General features: G+C 71.2%; 18 protein-coding genes. 8 read left to right on the forward strand and 10 right to left on the reverse strand.

The window, feature by feature from the left end; translation table 11 throughout:
* Nucleotides 1-3 precede the first annotated feature (3 nt).
* Entirely contained in the window at nucleotides 4-309 is a 306-nt protein-coding gene (locus tag JOB34_RS12370; RefSeq protein ID WP_208053002.1) for a hypothetical protein, read from the forward strand.
* 63 nt (nucleotides 310-372) lie between these two features.
* On the opposite strand, the gene JOB34_RS12375 is transcribed toward JOB34_RS12370, so the two are convergent.
* A complete protein-coding gene (locus tag JOB34_RS12375; RefSeq protein ID WP_179482007.1) occupies nucleotides 373-1,107 on the reverse strand; it encodes a TerC family protein in 735 nt (244 codons plus the stop codon).
* A gap of 45 nt (nucleotides 1,108-1,152) precedes the next feature.
* Nucleotides 1,153-1,587, reverse strand: coding sequence for a methylmalonyl-CoA epimerase (gene mce, locus JOB34_RS12380; protein WP_208053003.1), 435 nt, complete (start codon nucleotides 1,585-1,587; stop codon nucleotides 1,153-1,155).
* 85 nt (nucleotides 1,588-1,672) lie between these two features.
* On the opposite strand from mce, the gene JOB34_RS12385 reads away from it, so the two are divergent.
* Genes JOB34_RS12385 through JOB34_RS12395 form a run of 3 tightly spaced genes read left to right on the forward strand, consistent with a single transcriptional unit; the run spans nucleotide 1,673 to nucleotide 5,620 of the window.
* Nucleotides 1,673-2,881, forward strand: coding sequence for an acetyl-CoA C-acetyltransferase (locus JOB34_RS12385; protein WP_208053004.1), 1,209 nt, complete (start codon nucleotides 1,673-1,675; stop codon nucleotides 2,879-2,881).
* A gap of 29 nt (nucleotides 2,882-2,910) precedes the next feature.
* A complete protein-coding gene (gene meaB, locus JOB34_RS12390; protein ID WP_208053005.1) occupies nucleotides 2,911-3,870 on the forward strand; it encodes a methylmalonyl Co-A mutase-associated GTPase MeaB in 960 nt (319 codons plus the stop codon).
* Between the two features lie 46 nt (nucleotides 3,871-3,916).
* Complete coding sequence (locus JOB34_RS12395) at nucleotides 3,917-5,620, forward strand: FAD-dependent oxidoreductase (RefSeq protein ID WP_208053006.1); 1,704 nt, start codon at nucleotides 3,917-3,919, stop codon at nucleotides 5,618-5,620.
* 15 nt (nucleotides 5,621-5,635) lie between these two features.
* On the opposite strand, the gene JOB34_RS18155 is transcribed toward JOB34_RS12395, so the two are convergent.
* Nucleotides 5,636-5,956 carry a hypothetical protein gene (locus tag JOB34_RS18155; RefSeq protein ID WP_208053007.1) on the reverse strand — a complete coding sequence of 107 codons (321 nt, stop codon included), beginning with the start codon at nucleotides 5,954-5,956 and terminating at the stop codon, nucleotides 5,636-5,638.
* Nucleotides 5,957-5,969: 13 nt separating this feature from the next.
* Here JOB34_RS18155 and JOB34_RS18160 point away from each other — a divergent pair, with 13 nt between their 5' ends.
* On the forward strand, nucleotides 5,970-6,353 hold the full coding sequence (locus tag JOB34_RS18160; RefSeq protein WP_208053008.1) for a DUF4232 domain-containing protein: 384 nt from the start codon (nucleotides 5,970-5,972) through the stop codon (nucleotides 6,351-6,353).
* A gap of 79 nt (nucleotides 6,354-6,432) precedes the next feature.
* On the opposite strand, the gene JOB34_RS12410 is transcribed toward JOB34_RS18160, so the two are convergent.
* The 7 genes from JOB34_RS12410 to JOB34_RS12440 form a co-directional block, all read right to left on the reverse strand.
* On the reverse strand, nucleotides 6,433-7,224 hold the full coding sequence (locus JOB34_RS12410) for a DUF2127 domain-containing protein (protein ID WP_208053009.1): 792 nt from the start codon (nucleotides 7,222-7,224) through the stop codon (nucleotides 6,433-6,435).
* A gap of 24 nt (nucleotides 7,225-7,248) precedes the next feature.
* On the reverse strand, nucleotides 7,249-8,931 hold the full coding sequence (ptsP, locus tag JOB34_RS12415) for a phosphoenolpyruvate--protein phosphotransferase (RefSeq protein ID WP_208053010.1): 1,683 nt from the start codon (nucleotides 8,929-8,931) through the stop codon (nucleotides 7,249-7,251).
* 1 nt (nucleotide 8,932) lies between these two features.
* Nucleotides 8,933-9,211: an HPr family phosphocarrier protein gene (locus JOB34_RS12420; protein ID WP_208053011.1), complete on the reverse strand. Its 279-nt coding sequence runs from the start codon at nucleotides 9,209-9,211 to the stop codon at nucleotides 8,933-8,935.
* A gap of 44 nt (nucleotides 9,212-9,255) precedes the next feature.
* Complete coding sequence (locus tag JOB34_RS12425) at nucleotides 9,256-10,815, reverse strand: PTS fructose transporter subunit IIBC (protein ID WP_208053012.1); 1,560 nt, start codon at nucleotides 10,813-10,815, stop codon at nucleotides 9,256-9,258.
* Nucleotides 10,812-11,258, reverse strand: coding sequence for a fructose PTS transporter subunit IIA (locus tag JOB34_RS12430; protein WP_179481985.1), 447 nt, complete (start codon nucleotides 11,256-11,258; stop codon nucleotides 10,812-10,814). Before JOB34_RS12430 ends, JOB34_RS12425 begins: the two co-directional genes overlap by 4 nt.
* Before the next feature lie 67 nt (nucleotides 11,259-11,325).
* Nucleotides 11,326-12,273: a 1-phosphofructokinase gene (gene pfkB / locus JOB34_RS12435; RefSeq protein ID WP_208053013.1), complete on the reverse strand. Its 948-nt coding sequence runs from the start codon at nucleotides 12,271-12,273 to the stop codon at nucleotides 11,326-11,328.
* Nucleotides 12,270-13,064, reverse strand: a complete 795-nt coding sequence (locus JOB34_RS12440) for a DeoR/GlpR family DNA-binding transcription regulator (RefSeq protein ID WP_179481981.1) — start codon at nucleotides 13,062-13,064, stop codon at nucleotides 12,270-12,272. Before JOB34_RS12440 ends, pfkB begins: the two co-directional genes overlap by 4 nt.
* 136 nt (nucleotides 13,065-13,200) lie before the next feature.
* Here JOB34_RS12440 and JOB34_RS12445 point away from each other — a divergent pair, with 136 nt between their 5' ends.
* From JOB34_RS12445 to JOB34_RS12455, 3 genes are all read left to right on the forward strand, one after another.
* Nucleotides 13,201-14,922, forward strand: coding sequence for a methylmalonyl-CoA mutase family protein (locus JOB34_RS12445; protein ID WP_208053014.1), 1,722 nt, complete (start codon nucleotides 13,201-13,203; stop codon nucleotides 14,920-14,922).
* Nucleotides 14,923-14,992: 70 nt separating this feature from the next.
* Nucleotides 14,993-15,955, forward strand: a complete 963-nt coding sequence (locus JOB34_RS12450) for a tetratricopeptide repeat protein (protein ID WP_208053015.1) — start codon at nucleotides 14,993-14,995, stop codon at nucleotides 15,953-15,955.
* A gap of 10 nt (nucleotides 15,956-15,965) precedes the next feature.
* Nucleotides 15,966-16,706 carry an alpha/beta hydrolase-fold protein gene (locus JOB34_RS12455; RefSeq protein ID WP_208053016.1) on the forward strand — a complete coding sequence of 247 codons (741 nt, stop codon included), beginning with the start codon at nucleotides 15,966-15,968 and terminating at the stop codon, nucleotides 16,704-16,706.
* The last annotated feature ends 53 nt before the right edge of the window (nucleotides 16,707-16,759 follow it).

The following is a 16,759-nucleotide window of genomic DNA, read 5'->3' on the forward strand; positions in this document are numbered from 1 at the left end:
CCGATGCCGCGGCGCAGGCGGCCACCCCGTCGTACTCCCGGCCCGGCACCCGACATCTCGCGGGTGCTGGAGTCGGGCGTGCGCCGCGAGCAGTACGCCGGCGGCGCATGGATGGTGCGCCCGGTTCGGGCCAACGCCAACGGCCGGGTCTACACCTGCCCCGGCTGCAGTCAGCAGCTGCCGGCCTCCCTCGCGCACGTCGTGGTGTGGCCGGACGACGGCCTCGGCGACGTGAGCGACCGGCGGCACTGGCACACGGGCTGCTGGAAGGCCCGGGACCGCCGCCCACCCCGCGGCTCCTGGCGCTGACCGTTACGGGAGTGGAGTCGCCGCGCGCTCTATAGGGCGCGCAACGACCCCACGGGCAGTGGCCTACATCGTGCGGCCGGCCTCGTGCTTCTTGCGGTAGGCGAGGTTGAGCGCCTCGACGGCGATGGCGAACGCGATGGGGCCGTAGATCGCGGACTTGGACAGATGCACGTCGAAGCCCTCCGCGATCAGCGTCGACCCGATCAGCACCAGGAAGCTGAGCGCCAGCATCTTGACGGTCGGGTGCGCGTTCACGAAGTCGCTGATGCGCCCCGCCAGCACCATCATCAGGCCGATCGACAGCACCACGGCGGCGATCATGATCGACAGCTGGTCGACCATCCCGACGGCGGTGATCACCGAGTCCAGGGAGAAGACCGCGTCGATGAGCAGGATCTGCACGATCACCTTGCCCATCGTGGACGTCACCCCGGTCGCCAGGTGGGCCTCGCCGGCGCCCTCGATCTTGTCGTGGATCTCGGTGACGGCCTTGTAGACCAGGAAGAGGCCACCGGCCAGCAGGATCAGGTCACGGCCGGAGAACTCCAGTGCCTGGGCGTCGCCGATCGAGAAGATCGGTGCCGTCAATCCCACGATCCAGGATGCGACGGCCAGCAACCCGATGCGCAGCACCAGCGCCAGGGCGAGTCCGATGATCCGCGCCCGCTGCTGCTGGGACCTCGGCAGGCGACCTGTGAGGATCGAGATGAAGACGACGTTGTCGATGCCGAGCACGAGCTCGAGCGCGAAGAGGGTCAGGAAGGCGACCCAGAGGTCCGGGCTGGTGAGGAAGTCCATGATTGACCGGCCAACGATCGATCGCCGGCGGCGGTTCCGGGTCCGTCAGCCGGCGGGCTGCACCAGCTCGACCAGCACGCCGCCGGCGTCCTTGGGGTGCACGAAGTTGACGCTGCTGCCCGCGGTGCCGCGCCGCGGCTCGTCGTACAGCAGCCGCATCCCGCGGTCGCGCAGGGTGGCGCTGACGGCCTCGACGTCGACGACCCGGTAGGCGACCTGCTGCACACCGGGGCCGGAGCGGTCCAGGAACTTCGCGATCGCCGACTCCGGGGACGCCGGGGCGAGCAGCTGGATCTGCGTGCCGTCCTCGCTGCCCGCGCGCAGCATCGCCTCGTGGACCCCCTGCTCGTCGTTGGTCTCGCGGTGGGTGAGCCGCATGCCGAAGGTCGCCTGGTAGAAGTCGATCGCGGCGTCCAGGTCGGGCACGGCGACGCCCACGTGGTCGATGGCGGTGAAGAGATGGGTCGGCAGGCTCGGCATACCGGCAAGGCTAAAGTGAAACCCGTCACCCGGAAGATCCCGGGACCGTTCGCCCCCGCCCGCAACTCGTTGGAGCAGACCCCTGATGACCGACAGCGCGACCGATCGCACCCCCGTCCTCGTCGCCGGATCCCGTACGCCGATGGGCAAGCTGATGGGGGGTCTGAAGGACCTGTCCGCAGCCGATCTCGGCGGATTCGCCATCAAGGGCGCCCTCGACAAGGCCGGCGTCAGCGGCGACCAGGTCGACTACGTGATCATGGGCCAGGTGCTGACCGCCGGCGCGGGACAGATCCCCGCTCGCCAGGCCGCGGTCAAGGGCGGCATCCCGATGACGGTGCCCGCCCTCACCATCAACAAGGTCTGCCTGTCCGGCGTCGACGCCATCGCGCTCGCCGCCCAGCTGATCCGCGCCGGCGAGTTCGACGTGGTGGTGGCCGGTGGCCAGGAGTCGATGTCGCAGGCGCCCCACCTGCTGGAGAAGAGCCGCGGCGGGTTCAAGTACGGCGACGTCACCATGCGCGACCACATGGCGCACGACGGCCTGTGGGACGCCTTCACCGACCAGGCCATGGGCGGTCTCACCGAGGACGCCAACAAGGCCGACCAGGCGTTCAGCCGCGAGGAGCAGGACACGTTCGGGGCTCGTAGCCACCAGCGCGCGGCTCAGGCCTGGAAGAACGGCCTCTTCGACGACGAGGTCGTCAGCGTGCTCATCCCGCAGCGCAAGGGCGACCCGATCGAGTTCCGCGACGACGAGGGCATCCGCCCCGACACCACGGTGGAATCCCTCGCGAAGCTGCGCCCGGCGTTCCGCAAGGACGGCACCATCACCGCCGGCTCCGCGTCCCCGATCTCCGACGGGGCGTGCGCGGTCGTCGTGATGAGCGCGGCCAAGGCCGCCGAGCTCGGTGTCACCCCACTCGCCGAGGTCGGCGAGCACGCTGTCGTCGCCGGCCCCGATTCGAGCCTGCAGTCCCAGCCGGCCAACGCGATCGCCGCGGCCTGCGCCAAGGCCGGCATCGCGCCGACCGACCTCGACCTGGTCGAGATCAACGAGGCCTTCGCAGCCGTCGGGCTGGCCTCGACCAAGCAGCTCGGTCTGGACCCGGAGAAGGTCAACGTCAACGGCGGCGCCATCGCGATGGGCCACCCGATCGGTATGTCGGGTGCGCGCATCGCGCTGCACCTCGCGCTGGAGTTGAAGCGGCGTGGCGGCGGTGTCGGTGCGGCCGCTCTGTGCGGTGGCGGTGGCCAGGGCGACGCACTGATCGTGCGCGTCCCGAAGTCCTGAACACCACCTCGGCGCAAGGAATCTCACGGATGCGCTCGCGACCGGTCGACGTACCGGCCCTGGTGACTGCGGCCCGCGACGGTTCGGCGCGGGCGGTTGCCCGGCTGATCACCCTCGTCGAGAACGCCGACCCCGCTCTGCGCGAGGTCATGGCGGCGCTCGCTCCGCACACCGGCTCCGCGTGGGTCATCGGCCTCACCGGCAGCCCCGGGGTGGGCAAGTCGACGACCACCAACACGCTGGTCGCGGCGTTCCGGGAGCGGGGTCTGCGGGTCGGCGTCCTCGCGGTCGACCCCAGCTCGCCGTTCTCCGGCGGTGCGCTGCTCGGTGACCGGATCCGCCTGCTGGACCATGCGCTCGACCCGCACGTCTACACCCGCTCGATGGCCAGCCGGGGACACCTCGGAGGCCTGTCGTTCGCCGCCCCGCAGGCGCTGCGGGTGCTGGATGCCGCCGGGTGCGACGTGATCCTCGTGGAGACGGTCGGCGTCGGGCAGAGCGAGGTCGAGATCGCCGCCCTCGCCGATACGACCATCGTCCTGCTCGCGCCCGGCATGGGCGACGGCATCCAGGCCGCCAAGGCCGGCATCCTGGAGATCGGCGACGTCTTCGTGGTCAACAAGGCGGATCGCGACGGCGTCAACACGACGGTGCGCGACCTGCGGGCGATGATCAGCCTGGGGGAGCGGGCGGAGGCCGGCGCCTGGCGCCCGCCGGTGGAGAAGCTGGTCGCCGAGCGCGGAGAGGGCCGCGACGACGTGGTCGCCGCGCTCGACAAGCATCACGCCTGGCTCGTCGAACACGACGTGCTGCGCGAGCGCAGGAACGCGCGCGCCGAGGGTGAGATCGCCGCGATCGCGCTGCAGACGCTGCGACTGCGGATGACCGATCCGCGTCGGGACGACAACCTGAACGAGCTGGCCGCGCGGGTCGTGGCCGGGAAGATCGACCCGTACGCCGCGGCGGACGAGCTGGTCGACGCACTCTGACGCCGGACCCGAGGGTGGGGCTTGGCGGCGCTCCTAGACTTTCGGTATGACGATCCGCACACCCGCGATCCTGTTGATCGGCACCGCGCAGCGTGACGCCCTCACCCGGGAGTTCCGTCGCTACGAGGTCGACTACCGCATCGAGTACGCCGACGGGCTGGCCGCCGCGATCGCGACGACCCAGATGCTCCACTCACAGGACGTCCCGATCGCCCTGGTCGCAGCGCAGATGGAACTGCCGGACGCCGCCGGCCTGGTCGCCCTGGACTGCGTGCACGCCATCAGCTCCGCCGCCAAGCGGGTCATCGTGCTGGCGTGGGAGGAGTTCAGGTCGGCGATGGAGGTCGTGCGCGAGGCGCAGCTCGCCGGGCGGATCGACACCTCTCTGACCGTGCCGCGTGGCGTGCGCGACGAGGAGTTCCACACCGCGGTCACCGAGCTGCTCTCGGACTGGGGCTGGACCTCCGATGTGCCCGTCGTGGAGTCGGTGCAGATCGTCAGCGACGGCATCTCACCGCTGAAGTCGCAGATCTGCGACTTCCTGGAGCGCCTCGGCGTCCCGTTCCGTGTCTACAAGCCCGACAGCGACGTCGGGCGGGATGCGCTGGCCGGGCTGAACGGCGCCGAGCCGACGTACCCGCTGGTCGTCTCCCCGCTCGGCGGGGTGATGAACGCGCCGAGCATCGGCGAGATCGGCGCGCTCTTCAGCATGGGCCGCGAACCGGAGGCCGGGCGCGTCTACGACCTCGCGATCGTCGGTGCCGGTCCCGCGGGGCTGGCCGCGGCGGTGTACGGCGCGTCCGAGGGCCTCAGCACGATCATGCTCGACGCGGATGCCGTCGGAGGGCAGGCCGGAAGCAGCTCGATGATCCGCAACTATCTCGGCTTCCCCCGCGGGATCTCCGGGATGCGCCTCGCGCAGCGGGCCCGCAGTCAGGCCAATCGGTTCGGAGCGCACATCTACTCCGCCCGACCGGTGCACGCCGCCGAGCTGGCCGACGGCCCCAGTGGTGTGCACACCCTCACCCTCGACGACACGACCGTGCAGGCGCGAGCCCTGCTGGTGGCGACCGGGGTCTCCTACCGCCGACACGGCGTCCAGGCGGTCGAGGACTTCGTCGGGCTCGGGGTGCACTACGGAGCTGCGACCTCCGCGGCTCGCGGGTGCGAAGGCAAGGACGTGCACATCGTGGGCGGCGGCAACTCGGCGGGGCAGGCGGCCGTGCACCTGGCACGGTGGGCCCGCTCGGTGACCATCGTGATCCGCCGCCCGGACCTGTCCGAGACGATGTCGGACTACCTGACGCGTGAGATCGCGGGAAACCCGCGCATCGCGGTGCGCGCCTGCAGCGAGGTGATCGATGCCGGCGGCGCCGGCCGATTGGACTGGATCACGCTGCGCGACAAGAACACCGGGGGTGAGGAGAAGGTCTCCTCTCACGGGCTGTTCCTGCTGCTGGGTGCCAAGCCGTGTTGCGACTGGCTGCCGGACGACGTCGTCCGCGACCGTGCCGGCTTCGTCGTGACCGGCCGTGACACCCCGCAGCACACCTGGGTCGACGGGCTGCCCCCGGCGTCGCTGGAGACCACGGTGCCCGGCGTCTTCGCCGCCGGCGACATCCGCGCCGGGTCGATGAAACGGGTCGCGTCGGCCAGCGGAGAGGGCGCCGCCGCCGTACCTCTCGTGCACGCCTATCTCGACACCGTCAACGGCGAACGGCCGGTCCTGGAGCCGGTGCCAACCTCATGAGCCCCATCGTCGTCTTCACCGTATGAACACAACTCGCCGAGCGCTCTCCGCCGCCGCTCTCATCAGCCCGTTGGCACTGCTGGCCGCCTGTGGCAGTTCGAACTCCGCCGGTTCGTCGTCGACGACCGCTCCGGCGTCCGTCAGCAGCACTACCTCGTCCGCGCCGTCCACCAGCGCGTCCACCCCTGGATCCGGCAGTTCGTCGGCCGGTTCCTCGTCTTCGAGCACGTCGTCGGCCGGTTCCTCGTCCGGCTCATCGACCGCCGCGGAGACCAGCGCCAGCGGATCCGGCGGCAGTGCAGCGGGGAGTCGGTGCCTCGCGACCTCGCTCGGCACGAGCGTCAGCGGGGTGGACGGCGCTGCGGGGTCGGCGTACTACACGGTCAGGCTGCGCAACGACGGGCACGCGACCTGCACGCTGGACGGATATCCCGGTGTGAGCCTGGTGGGCGCGAACGGCGTGCAGCTCGGCCACTCCGCGGACCGCAACCCGGCCGGCACGTCGAGGACGGTGACCCTGGCCGAAGGCGCCGCCACGACGTTCATCGTGCAGGTCGCCGACGCCGGCAACTACTCCTCGGGTCAGTGCCGGCCGACGGCCGCGCGCGGCTTCCGCATCTACCCCCCGGGCAGCACCCAGGCCATCTTCCTGTCCCGCTCCGGCATCACCGGATGCGCCGGCGCGACGGTGCACCAGCTGACCGTCGGAACGGTCGGCTACAACCCGAGCTGACTCCTCCGACGCCGCGCGCACTCGTTCCCGGATGCGCGCGGCGTCGGTGGATTCGCCGGACATGGACTGACAGCCACTCTCAGACCTGGGCGGCCGTGCGTTCGACCTCGAGCAGTGACGTGCTCTCGCGCTCCTTCTCGAAGGCCGCGCGTCCGCCGCGCACCCCGAAGAGGTGCTTGCTCCAGATCAGCCACGCGACGGCCGCGAGGTTGATCAGGAATGCCGCGATCTTGAGCGCGCTCACCTTCTCGGTGAGTTCGTAGATCTCCAGCGGCAGGAAGACCGCCGTGCCGACGACGGCGACGTACTCGCCCCAGCGCTTCATGATCCACAGGCCGTAGGCCTCGAGCATCTCCAGCAGTCCGTAGGCGAGCACCCCCGCGGCCAGCAGCACCAACGTGCCGTGCCCGGCATCCAGCGCCCGCTGCAGCAGGCGGGTGGGCGCCGCGTCGGCGAAGTCGATGCCGGTACGCCGGGACAGGTCGCGCACGGCCGGCAGGTCCTTGTCGAAGACGCGCTGCACCGAGTCCTTGGCCCCGACGAACCGCCAGACGACGTACGCCGCCGCGATCAGGAACACCCCGCGGAGCAGACGTTCGATCGCGAGCAACCGGATGATGAACGCGTCGCGCAGCGCCTTGCCGCGCAACGGGACCGGCGCGTCATCGGCCGGTCCGGACGCGGTGGCCGGCCCGAGCGCGTAGTCGCCGCACCGCAGGCAGCGCCACGCCTCGCCTTGGGCGCTGTCGGCCCGTAGGCGACTCGCGAGCCCGCTCTCGTCCGGCGCGTAGGTGAGGTGGCCGTGTCGACCGCAGGAGCGCAGCTCCCAACGTCGTTCCATCGCCGCCCGGCGGGCCTGCTTGTCCTTCACGAACGGCAGCCTAGGCGGGGCGGATCACAGCACGTCGCGCAGCGCGGGGTCGACCTCCCGTAGGACCGCGGCGCGGCCGTCGCCGGCGGTCCGTGCCGCGCGGGCGACGGCAGCGAGGCGCTCGCAGGTCGCCAGGTCGTGCAGCGACAGCGCGTAGCGCACCAGGTCGACCTTGCCGGGGGCCATCGACAGGCTGGTGACACCGAGGCCGGCGAGCACGAGCGCCATCAACGGGTCGCCGCCGGACTCCCCGCACACTCCCATCGGCTTTCCGACGGCGCGGGCACCGACGCAGGCCGCATCGATGACGTCGAGCACCGCGGGCTGCCAGGGGTCCAGCAGATCCGACAGCGCGCCCTGCATCCGGTCGGCGGCCATCGTGTACTGCGCCAGGTCGTTGGTGCCGAGGGAGCCGAAGTCGACCACGTCGAGCACGTCGCGTGACCGCAGCGCCGCCGCGGGGATCTCGATCATCACGCCTGCCGAGGGCAGGCCGTGGGCGCGGACCCGCTCGGCGAACCACTGCGCCTCGTCGACGGTGGCGACCATGGGTGCCATCACCTTGACCTCGGCGGACGTGCCCTGAGCGGCAGCGCCGAGCGCCTCGAGCTGGTGGTCCAGCAGGTCGGGGATCGCCTGGCCCATCCGCAGCCCGCGGCGACCGAGCGCCGGGTTCTCCTCCTCGCCCAGATCGGCGAAGGCCAGCGGTTTGTCGGCGCCCGCGTCCAGGGTGCGTACGACGACCCGCCGGGTGCCGAACGCCGCGAAGACCGAGCGGTAGATCTGCGTCTGCTCCTCCACGGTCGGGGCGCTCTGCTTGCCGAGGAAGAGCACCTCGGTGCGGAAGAGGCCCACCCCCTCGACGTCCATCGGCCCGGCGCTGATCGCGTCCTGCGCGGTGCCGATGTTGACCAGTAGCGCGACGGGGTGACCGTCCTTGGTGCGGCCGGGTCCGGAAGCCGCCTGCAGCGCCGTACGACGGGCGAACGCCTTGCGCTGCATGGTGTCCTGGGTGGCCTGGTCCGGTTCGACCGTGACCACCCCGCTGTCGCCGTCGACCGCGACGATCGTCCCGACCTCCAGGGCGGTGGCGCCCGCGACCTGCACGGCCGCGGGGATGCCGAGGCCGGCGGCCAGGATCGCGGTGTGGCTGTTGCGACCGCCCGCCTCGGTGACGATGCCCCGCACCAGAGTCGCGTCGAGCGTGGCCGTCTCGGCGGGTGCCAGATCGCGGGCCACCAGCACGCACGGGCCGTGCAGCGCCGGGATGCCCGGCTCCGGCTCGCCGAGCAGCCGCGCCACGACGCGGTCGCGCACGTCGCACAGGTCGGTGACCCGCTCGGCGAGGTAACCGCCCGCTGCCTGGAACATCGCGCAGTACTCCGCGACGCTGGCCTCGACCGCGCGGGTCGGGCCGCAGCCGTCGGTGATCCTCTTGCTGACCGCCTTGAGCAGTGCCCGGTCGCGGGCCATGAGCGCGGCCGCGCCGAGGATCTCCTTGGCCGCGCCGGGGGCGTCCTCGGCGCGACGCTCGAGACCCACCGCGACGTCCTCGAAGGCCCGCTCGACCGCGGTGATCGAGGCCGCCGCCTCCTCGGGTCCCTGGGGCGCCGGCTCGTTGGCGGGCGCGGTGAGCGCAGGACTGACCTGCACCACCGGTCCGACCGCCGAGCCCGGGCTGACCGGCACACCGCTCAAGATGCGCATCTCAGTGGGCCGCGTCCAGGTCCTGCGACAGCAGGTCCACCAGGGAGTCGAGCGCTGCGTCCGGGTCGTCGCCCGTGACCGTGAGCTCCACGTCCTCACCATGCTTGGCGCCGAGCGCCATCACCCCGAGGATGCTGGTCGCATCGACCGGCTCCTCACCGGGGCGGGCGATCGTCACGTCGGCACCGGTGGCGCCGGCCGCCTGCACGAAGAGCGCCGCGGGTCGCGCGTGCAGTCCCACGCTGGAGGCGATGGTCGCCGTACGGGATCGGGTTGCCATGTCGGGTTCCTTCTGGTTGCTGGTGATGGGTGGTCGGACGACGCTCAGGCTGCGACGAGCTGGTCGGCGGCAGCCGTGGCCTGCGTGCTGGCGGTGGAGCGCATCGACTTCAGCCCGACGACGACCGCCGCGGTGATGAGGGTGCCGATGACGACCGCGAGCACGTAGGTGAACGGGTTGCCGATCAGCGGCGCCACCCAGATGCCGCCGTGCGGAGCGCGCAGGGTGTTGTTGAACAGGATCACCAGGCCGCCGGTCGCGCCGGAGCCGACCATCGAGGACACGATGACCCGCCACGGGTCGGCCGCGGCGAACGGGATCGCACCCTCGCTGATGAACGACGCGCCGAGCAGCCAGGCCGCCCGCCCGTTCTCCTGCTCGGCCGGGGTGAAGAGCCGCTTGCGCACCGTGGTGGCGAGAGCCATGCCGAGCGGGGGCGTCATACCGGCTGCCATCACGGCGGCCATGATCCGCAGCTGCGGGGCATCGCCGTTGCTGGCCGCGACGGTCGCCAGGCCGGTGGTCGCGAAGGTGTAGGCCACCTTGTTGACCGGGCCGCCCAGGTCGAAGCCCATCATCAGGCCGAGCACCACACCGAGTAGCACCAGACCGGCGCCGTTGGTGCCGAGGTTGTTGAGCCCGTCGGTCAGGTGATCGGTCAGCCACTTCAACGGCCGTCCCAGGATGATGATCATGATCGCGCCGGTCAGCAGCGTGGAGATCAGCGGGATGACGACGACGGGCATGACGCCGCGGACGCCCTTCGGCACCTTCCACCGGCTCACGAAGAGCGCGATGAACCCGCCGATGAATCCGGTCGCGATGCCGCCGAGGAACCCGGTGCCCATGGTCGCGGCGATGGAGCCGCCCACGATGCCGGGCGCGATGCCCGGGCGGTCGGCGATGCCGAACGCGATGAAGCCGGACAGGATCGGCACGAGGAAGCCGAACGACGCGGCGCCGACGACGAAGAGCAGCCCGGCCCAGTTCATCCCGCTGGTGGGGTCGAAGTGGGTCATCAGGTTGTAGGACTTCGCGAGCCCCGCGGCGTCGGTGAGGCTGTAGTTGGTGACGCCGATCGCGCCCTTCTTACCGCCCGCGACCTGCGCGAGCATGAAGGACAGCGCGATGAGGATGCCGCCCGCAGCGACGAACGGGATCATGTAGCTCACCCCGGTCATCAGCCACTGCCTGATCCGGGTGCCGACCGAGGCGTTCTGGTCGACCTTGGTGACGAGAGCACCCGCGCCGGCGCCCGCCGCACCTGCAGCGGCCGCCGCCTGTGGGTTCGCCGCACGCTCCTCGGCGAGCTGCACCGCCTGCGCGATGAGTCCCGGGGCATCGGAGATGGCCTTCTTCACCCCGACGTCGACCGTGGGCTTTCCGGCGAAGCGGGACTTGTCCTTGACCTCGAGGTCGTGGGCGAAGATCACCGCGTCCGCGGACGCGATCGTCTCGGTCTTGAGCGGCGAGGACCCGGCGGAGCCCTGGGTCTCCACCTCCATCTCGTGGCCGGCGTCCCGGGCGGCCTGCTCGAGGGCCTCGGCAGCCATGTAGGTATGCGCGATGCCGGTGGGACACGAGGTGACACCAACGAACTTCATGATCCGACTACTTCCTTGTTGACGAGGTCCACGACGGCAGCCGGGTCGGCGGCCTGGGCGAGCGATTCACGGAACTCCCGGCGCATGAGCTTCCGGGCGAGGGCGGCGAGGATCTTCAGGTGGTCATCGCCTCCGCCCTCGGGTGCGGCGATGAGGAAGATGAGGGTGGCGGGCCCGTCCTCGGCGCCCCAGTCGATGCCGGTGGTGCGTCCGAAGACGAGCGAAGGCTCGGTCACCGCGGCGCTGCGGGCGTGGGGGATGCCGATGCCGCCGGGCAGGCCGGTCGCCATCTGCTCCTCGCGCTTGCGCACGTCGGCCAGGAACTGTTCCAGGTCGGTCACCCGCCCGCTGGCGACGAGGGTCTGCGCGAGGGTGCGGGTCGCCTCGTGGCGGTCCGTCGCGCTCAGGTCGAGGACGACCTGGTCGGTGGTGATGATGGACATCGGTTGTTCCTTTCGTGGGGCTGCTGTGCGACGGGCCGGACCGGCCGCCGGATGGGTGTTCGGTCGATCAGTCCGCGAGGGCGAGGTCCTCGTCGGGCGCGTACGTCATCTGCGGGGTGATGCCCGCGAGGTCGTTCGGGCGCGGCACCTGGGTGCCGGGAAGCTGCACCGCCGCGGTGCCCCAGGTGACGCCGGTGGCCAGTGCGTCGGCGAGCGTGCCGGAGCGCTCGAGGGTGAAGAGCATTCCGGCCAAGAGCGAATCTCCCGCTCCCACAGTTGATTTGGGGCGGCTTGTGGTGGCCGTCGCGAGGGCCACGGTGTCGGCGTCGACGGCCAGCGCACCGTCACGTCCGAGGCTGACCACCACGGCTCCCACTCCGCCGCGCACCAGTTCGGCGGCCGCGGCGCGTACGTCGGCGAGCCGGTCCAGTGGGCGGCCGACCAGCTCGGCGAGCTCGGTGCGGTTCGGTTTGATCAGGTCCGGGCCGGCGCTGACGCCGGATTCCAGGGCTGCGCCCGAGGCGTCGACCGCGCACCGCACGCCGGCATCGCGGGCCAGTCGCACGGCGTGCGCCGGGAAGTGCGCGGGCATGCCGGGAGCGAGCGATCCGCACACCGCGAGCCACGTCGCGTGGGAGAGCAGGGAAGCGGTCTGGTCCAGGACGGCGGCGGTCTCGGCCTCGCTGAAGCGGCTGCCGGGTTCGTTGACCTTGGTGGTGGTGCCGTCGGGCTCCACGATCGCGGTGTTGACCCGGATCGGTCCGCCGACGGGCACCACCCGGGCCGTGACCCGCTCCTCGGCGATGAGCAGCTCCATGAGGCGGCCGTTGTTCCCGCCACAGGGGAAGACGGCGATGCTCGTGGATCCGTTCGCGACCAGCGCGCGGGTGACGTTGACGCCCTTGCCGCCCGGCTCCAGGCGACTCTCCAGTGCCCGGTTGACCTCGCCACGGACCAGCCGGTCGAGCACCAGCGTGCGGTCCAGCGACGGGTTGGGGGTGAGGGTGACGATCATGCGCGCACCACCTGCGGACCGAGCTGCTGGATGGAGCGGGCGTCCTCGGCTCTCAGCGAATCGTCGGTGATGACCGTGTCGATCTCGTCGAGGTCGGCGAACCGGGAGAAGTGCGCCTGGCCGTACTTGTCGGCGTCCATGAGGACGACGCGTTCCTTGGCGGAGGCGATCATCGCGCGCTTCGCGGCGGCCTCGCGCTGGTCGGGGGTGCTCAAACCGTGTTCGAGGCTCAGCCCGTTCGTGCCGAGGAAGGCGACGTCGGCGTAGATGCCGGCCAGGGCCGCGGTGGTCCAGTCGCCGACGGCGGTCAGCGTGCGACCGCGTAGGTAGCCGCCGACCAGGTGCAGCGAGACCCCGGGGAAGGCGGCCAGGGTGCTGGCGACGGGCAGGGACGTCGTCACGACGGTCAGCTCCCGGTCGCGGGGGAAGAACTCCGCGAGCCGCGCGGTCGTCGTACCGCCGTCGATGATCACGGTGCCCTCGGCGGGCAGGAACTCGACCGCCGCGCGGGCGATGCGCTCCTTCTCCTGCGCGTTGGCCTCGATGCGTGCGGCTACCGTCGGCTCGATGTCGAGGCGCTCGACCGGGATGGCGCCGCCGTGCACCCGGCGCACCCTGCCGCGGCGCTCCAGGACGGTCAGGTCACGCCGCACCGTCTCAGGCGTGACGTCGAGCTCGGCCGCGACGGCGGCGACCTCGACGCGGCCGTGCGCCTGCGCCGATCGCAGGATCAGGGCCTGCCGTTCGGCGGCGTAGAGGGTGGGGGTGCTCTCCCGTGTGTGTTCGGTCACAGAGGTATGTGTAGTGGCTCACGCAGGTTGATGTCAACATAAACGGAGAAATACAAATCCAAACGGACAACACCGGGGCGCGTGGCGTGGGACCGGTACGAGGGAGTAGCACCCGGCTCGACGTAATCTGGCTCACATGGAAAACCACCGCGAGTCGAGCCAGGGCCACCGCCGCTGGCAGGACCGCTTCGCCGCCGCCGAGACCAAGGGCCTGGTGCGTGACGCGGACTTCACCACCTTGTCCGGAGTGCAGGTCGACCCCGTCTACGGGCCGCCCGAAGGGGAGGCGCCGGACGGCATCGGCTGGCCGGGTGAATTCCCTTTCACCCGGGGCTTGTACGCGACCGGATACCGGGGCCGTCCCTGGACGATCCGGCAGTTCGCGGGCTTCGGCAACGCGGTGCAGACCAACGAGCGCTACAAGATGATCCTCGAGCGCGGAGGCGGCGGGCTCTCCGTCGCGTTCGACATGCCGACCCTCATGGGCCGCGACTCCGACGACGGACTCGCGCTCGGCGAGGTCGGCCACTGCGGCGTCGCGATCGACTCGGCCGCCGACATGGAGACCCTCTTCGCGGACATCCCACTCGGTGACGTCACGACGTCGATGACGATCAGCGGCCCCGCGGTGCCGGCGTTCTGCATGTACCTGGTCGCGGCCGAGCGTCAGGGTGTGGACATCACGAAGCTCAACGGCACTCTGCAGACCGACATCTTCAAGGAGTACATCGCCCAGAAGGAGTGGCTGTTCGCGCCCGAGCCGCATCTGCGCCTGATCGGCGACCTGATGGAGTACACGAGCGCGAACATCCCCGCGTACAAACCGCTCTCGGTCTCCGGCTACCACATCCGGGAGGCCGGTTCGACGGCCGCGCAGGAGCTGGCGTACACGTTGGCCGACGGCTTCGGCTACGTCGAGCTGGGCCTGTCGCGGGGCATGGACGTCGACGTCTTCGCGCCCGGGCTGTCTTTCTTCTTCGACAGCCACATCGACTTCTTCGAGGAGATCGCGAAGTTCCGAGCCGCCCGCCGGATCTGGGCGCGCTGGCTGCGCGACGAGTACGGCGCGAAGACCGACAAGGCGCAGTGGCTGCGTTTCCACACCCAGACCGCCGGGGTCTCCCTGACCGCGCAGCAGCCGACCAACAACGTCGTGCGCACCGCGGTCGAGGCGCTGGCGGCCGTGCTGGGCGGCACGAACTCGCTGCACACCAACGCGCTCGACGAGACGCTGGCGCTGCCCAGCGACCAGTCGGCCGAGGTGGCGCTGCGTACCCAGCAGGTGCTCATGGAGGAGACGGGCGTGGTCAACGTGGCCGACCCGCTCGGCGGCTCCTACTACGTGGAGGCGCTCACCGATCGGCTCGAGGCCGAGGCGGAGGCGATCTTCGACAAGATCCGGGAGATGGGGGAGCTCGGCCGGGAGCGGGACGCCTCCGGCGCGGTGCAGCACGAGATCGGCCCGATCACCTCCGGCCTGCTGCGCGGTATCGAGGACGGCTGGTTCATGTCCGAGATCGCCGAGGCGGCCTTCCAGTACCAAGTGGCGCTGGAGAAGGGCGAGAAGCGGGTGGTCGGAGTCAACTGCCACACCGAGTCGCTCGCGGGTGACCTGGAGATCATGCGGGTCTCGCACGAGGTGGAGGTCGAGCAGGTCCGGGCGCTCGGCGCCCGCAAGGCAGCCCGCGACGGGGTCGCCGTCGACGCGGCGCTGGCGCGGATGGTCGCCGCCGCGAAGGGCAGCGACAACCTCATCGAGCCGATGCTGGCCGCAGTGCGGGTCGAGGCGACGATGGGCGAGATCTGCGACGCCCTGCGCGACGTGTGGGGCGTCTACCGGGAGCCCGCGCGCTTCTGACCCCCTCCGCTCGACGGTGTTCTACTGACCACGCCGACCGGTCCCGACGGGGACACGACAGAATGGGCCCATGAGCGACCAGCCGATCACCCCTGCGTCGTTGCGCGGCGCCATCGACCTGTCCGGACTGGCCAAGAAGCCGGCCAGACCTGCTGCCGGCTCTCGGGCCTCCGGTGCCGCCGGTGGCGCACCAGCGGGCCCCGGCGAGGACTCGTTGGTCCGTGAGGTCGACGACGTCACCTTCGGCGACGCCGTGCAGCAGTCGATGGACGTGCCGGTCATCTTCGCGCTCTACTCCGGTGCCCGCCCCGCCAGCCGCGAGCACATCGACACGCTGGTCGGCGTCGTGCGGGAGTACGCCGGGCGGCTGGTGCTCGCGTCGGCGGACATCGACGTCGCGATGCAGATCCGGCAGGCGTTGCAGGTGCAGCAGGTCCCGATGGTGCTCGCGCTCGTCAAGGGCCAGCCGCTGCCGCTCTACGCCGGCGACCAGCCGGTCGACGCCGTGCGCGGCGTCTTCGACAAGGTGCTCGAGGCCGCAGCTGCGAACGGTGTCACCGGGCGCGTGCCAGTCGGCGACGCACCGGCGGCGGACGGCGAGCGGCCGGCCGAGCCCGAGATCTCCCCGTTGCACGAACAGGCCTACGCAGCCATCGAATCCGGTGACTACGCGGCAGCGGTCAGGGCGTACGAACAGGCCATCGCAGCGGACCCGCAGGACGAGGAGGCCGTGCTCGGACTGGGCCAGGTGCGGCTGCTGCAGCGCACCGACGGCGTGGACCTGCAGGAGGCCCGGGCGGCCGCAGCAGCGGCACCCACCGACGTCGAGAAGCAGACCGTCGTCGCCGACCTGGACGTCCTGGGCGGCCACGTCGAGGACGCGTTCGTGCGGCTGGTCGACCTGGTGCGGGTCACCTCCGGCGACGAGCGCAACGCCGCCCGCCAGCACCTGATCGGGCTCTTCGACGTCGTCGGGCCGTCCGACCCGCGGGTGAAGAAGGCTCGTACTGCGCTGATGTCCGCCCTGTACTGAGCAGCGGCGGATGGACTGGCGGCGTACGCGCCACGAGCTGCCCAGCGCGTTCGAGGGACCTCTACCCGTCGAGGTGTGCCGCCCCGCCGACCTCGCGGACGACGCCGAGGCGCCGCTGCTGTGGGTGCACGACGGTCCGGCGTACGACGTGGAGGGCGGGCTGGTCGACTGGGCCGCGCGTCGCGTCGGGCGGGGCGATCTGCCGCCGATGCGGTTGGTGCTGGCCGATGTCCGACGCCGCACCCAGTGGTACACCGCCTCACCGCGCTATCTCCGCAGCTTCTCGACGGGTCTGACCGCGCTGCAGGAGCAGCACGCCGTGGCGTCTTCGGTCGCGGTGATGGGCGCCAGCCTCGGGGGACTCACCTCGCTGCTCGTGGGCATGGCCGACGAGCGGGTCGGTGCCGTGTTCGCCCAGTCCGGTTCCTTCTTCACGCCGGAGACGGACCGGCAGCTGTTCGCCGAGCAGACGCAGGGCCGGGAGATCGACCTTGTGCGCTTCGATCGGGTGGCCGACGCCGTCGCGGGCCTGTCCGCCTGGAGGCCCGCGCCCGGGCGTCGGTTCGAGGTCACGCTGACCTGCGGGCGCGAGGAGGAGAACCTGCCCAACAACCGGCTGACCGCGACAGCGCTTCGGCAGGCGGGCGTCTCGACGCGGCTGACGGAGGTCGAGGGCGGCCACGACTACCCGGCGTGGCGCGCGGCGCTGGATCCGGCGCTGCCGCGCCTGCTGGAGAGCGTCTGGGGCTGAACGCCGTTCGCGCGCCGTGAGGACCGGGCGCGGCATACGGTGAGCTGCATGGG

Origin of the sequence: Allobranchiibius sp. GilTou38, assembly GCF_017565325.1 — a bacterium.
In the GTDB taxonomy this organism is placed as follows: Bacteria; Actinomycetota; Actinomycetes; order Actinomycetales; family Dermatophilaceae; genus Allobranchiibius; species Allobranchiibius huperziae.

What these genes read in the sequence shown, in the direction of transcription:
- JOB34_RS12370 (WP_208053002.1), top strand. Translation starts at nt 4, where the DNA reads ATGCCGCGGCGCAGGCGGCCACCCCGTCGTACTCCCGGCCCGGCACCC.
- JOB34_RS12375 (WP_179482007.1), bottom strand. Translation starts at nt 1,107, where the DNA reads ATGGACTTCCTCACCAGCCCGGACCTCTGGGTCGCCTTCCTGACCCTC.
- mce (WP_208053003.1), bottom strand. Translation starts at nt 1,587, where the DNA reads ATGCCGAGCCTGCCGACCCATCTCTTCACCGCCATCGACCACGTGGGC.
- JOB34_RS12385 (WP_208053004.1), top strand. Translation starts at nt 1,673, where the DNA reads ATGACCGACAGCGCGACCGATCGCACCCCCGTCCTCGTCGCCGGATCC.
- meaB (WP_208053005.1), top strand. Translation starts at nt 2,911, where the DNA reads ATGCGCTCGCGACCGGTCGACGTACCGGCCCTGGTGACTGCGGCCCGC.
- JOB34_RS12395 (WP_208053006.1), top strand. Translation starts at nt 3,917, where the DNA reads ATGACGATCCGCACACCCGCGATCCTGTTGATCGGCACCGCGCAGCGT.
- ptsP (WP_208053010.1), bottom strand. Translation starts at nt 8,931, where the DNA reads ATGCGCATCTTGAGCGGTGTGCCGGTCAGCCCGGGCTCGGCGGTCGGA.
- JOB34_RS12420 (WP_208053011.1), bottom strand. Translation starts at nt 9,211, where the DNA reads ATGGCAACCCGATCCCGTACGGCGACCATCGCCTCCAGCGTGGGACTG.
- JOB34_RS12425 (WP_208053012.1), bottom strand. Translation starts at nt 10,815, where the DNA reads ATGAAGTTCGTTGGTGTCACCTCGTGTCCCACCGGCATCGCGCATACC.
- JOB34_RS12430 (WP_179481985.1), bottom strand. Translation starts at nt 11,258, where the DNA reads ATGTCCATCATCACCACCGACCAGGTCGTCCTCGACCTGAGCGCGACG.
- pfkB (WP_208053013.1), bottom strand. Translation starts at nt 12,273, where the DNA reads ATGATCGTCACCCTCACCCCCAACCCGTCGCTGGACCGCACGCTGGTG.
- JOB34_RS12445 (WP_208053014.1), top strand. Translation starts at nt 13,201, where the DNA reads ATGGAAAACCACCGCGAGTCGAGCCAGGGCCACCGCCGCTGGCAGGAC.
- JOB34_RS12450 (WP_208053015.1), top strand. Translation starts at nt 14,993, where the DNA reads ATGAGCGACCAGCCGATCACCCCTGCGTCGTTGCGCGGCGCCATCGAC.
- JOB34_RS12455 (WP_208053016.1), top strand. Translation starts at nt 15,966, where the DNA reads ATGGACTGGCGGCGTACGCGCCACGAGCTGCCCAGCGCGTTCGAGGGA.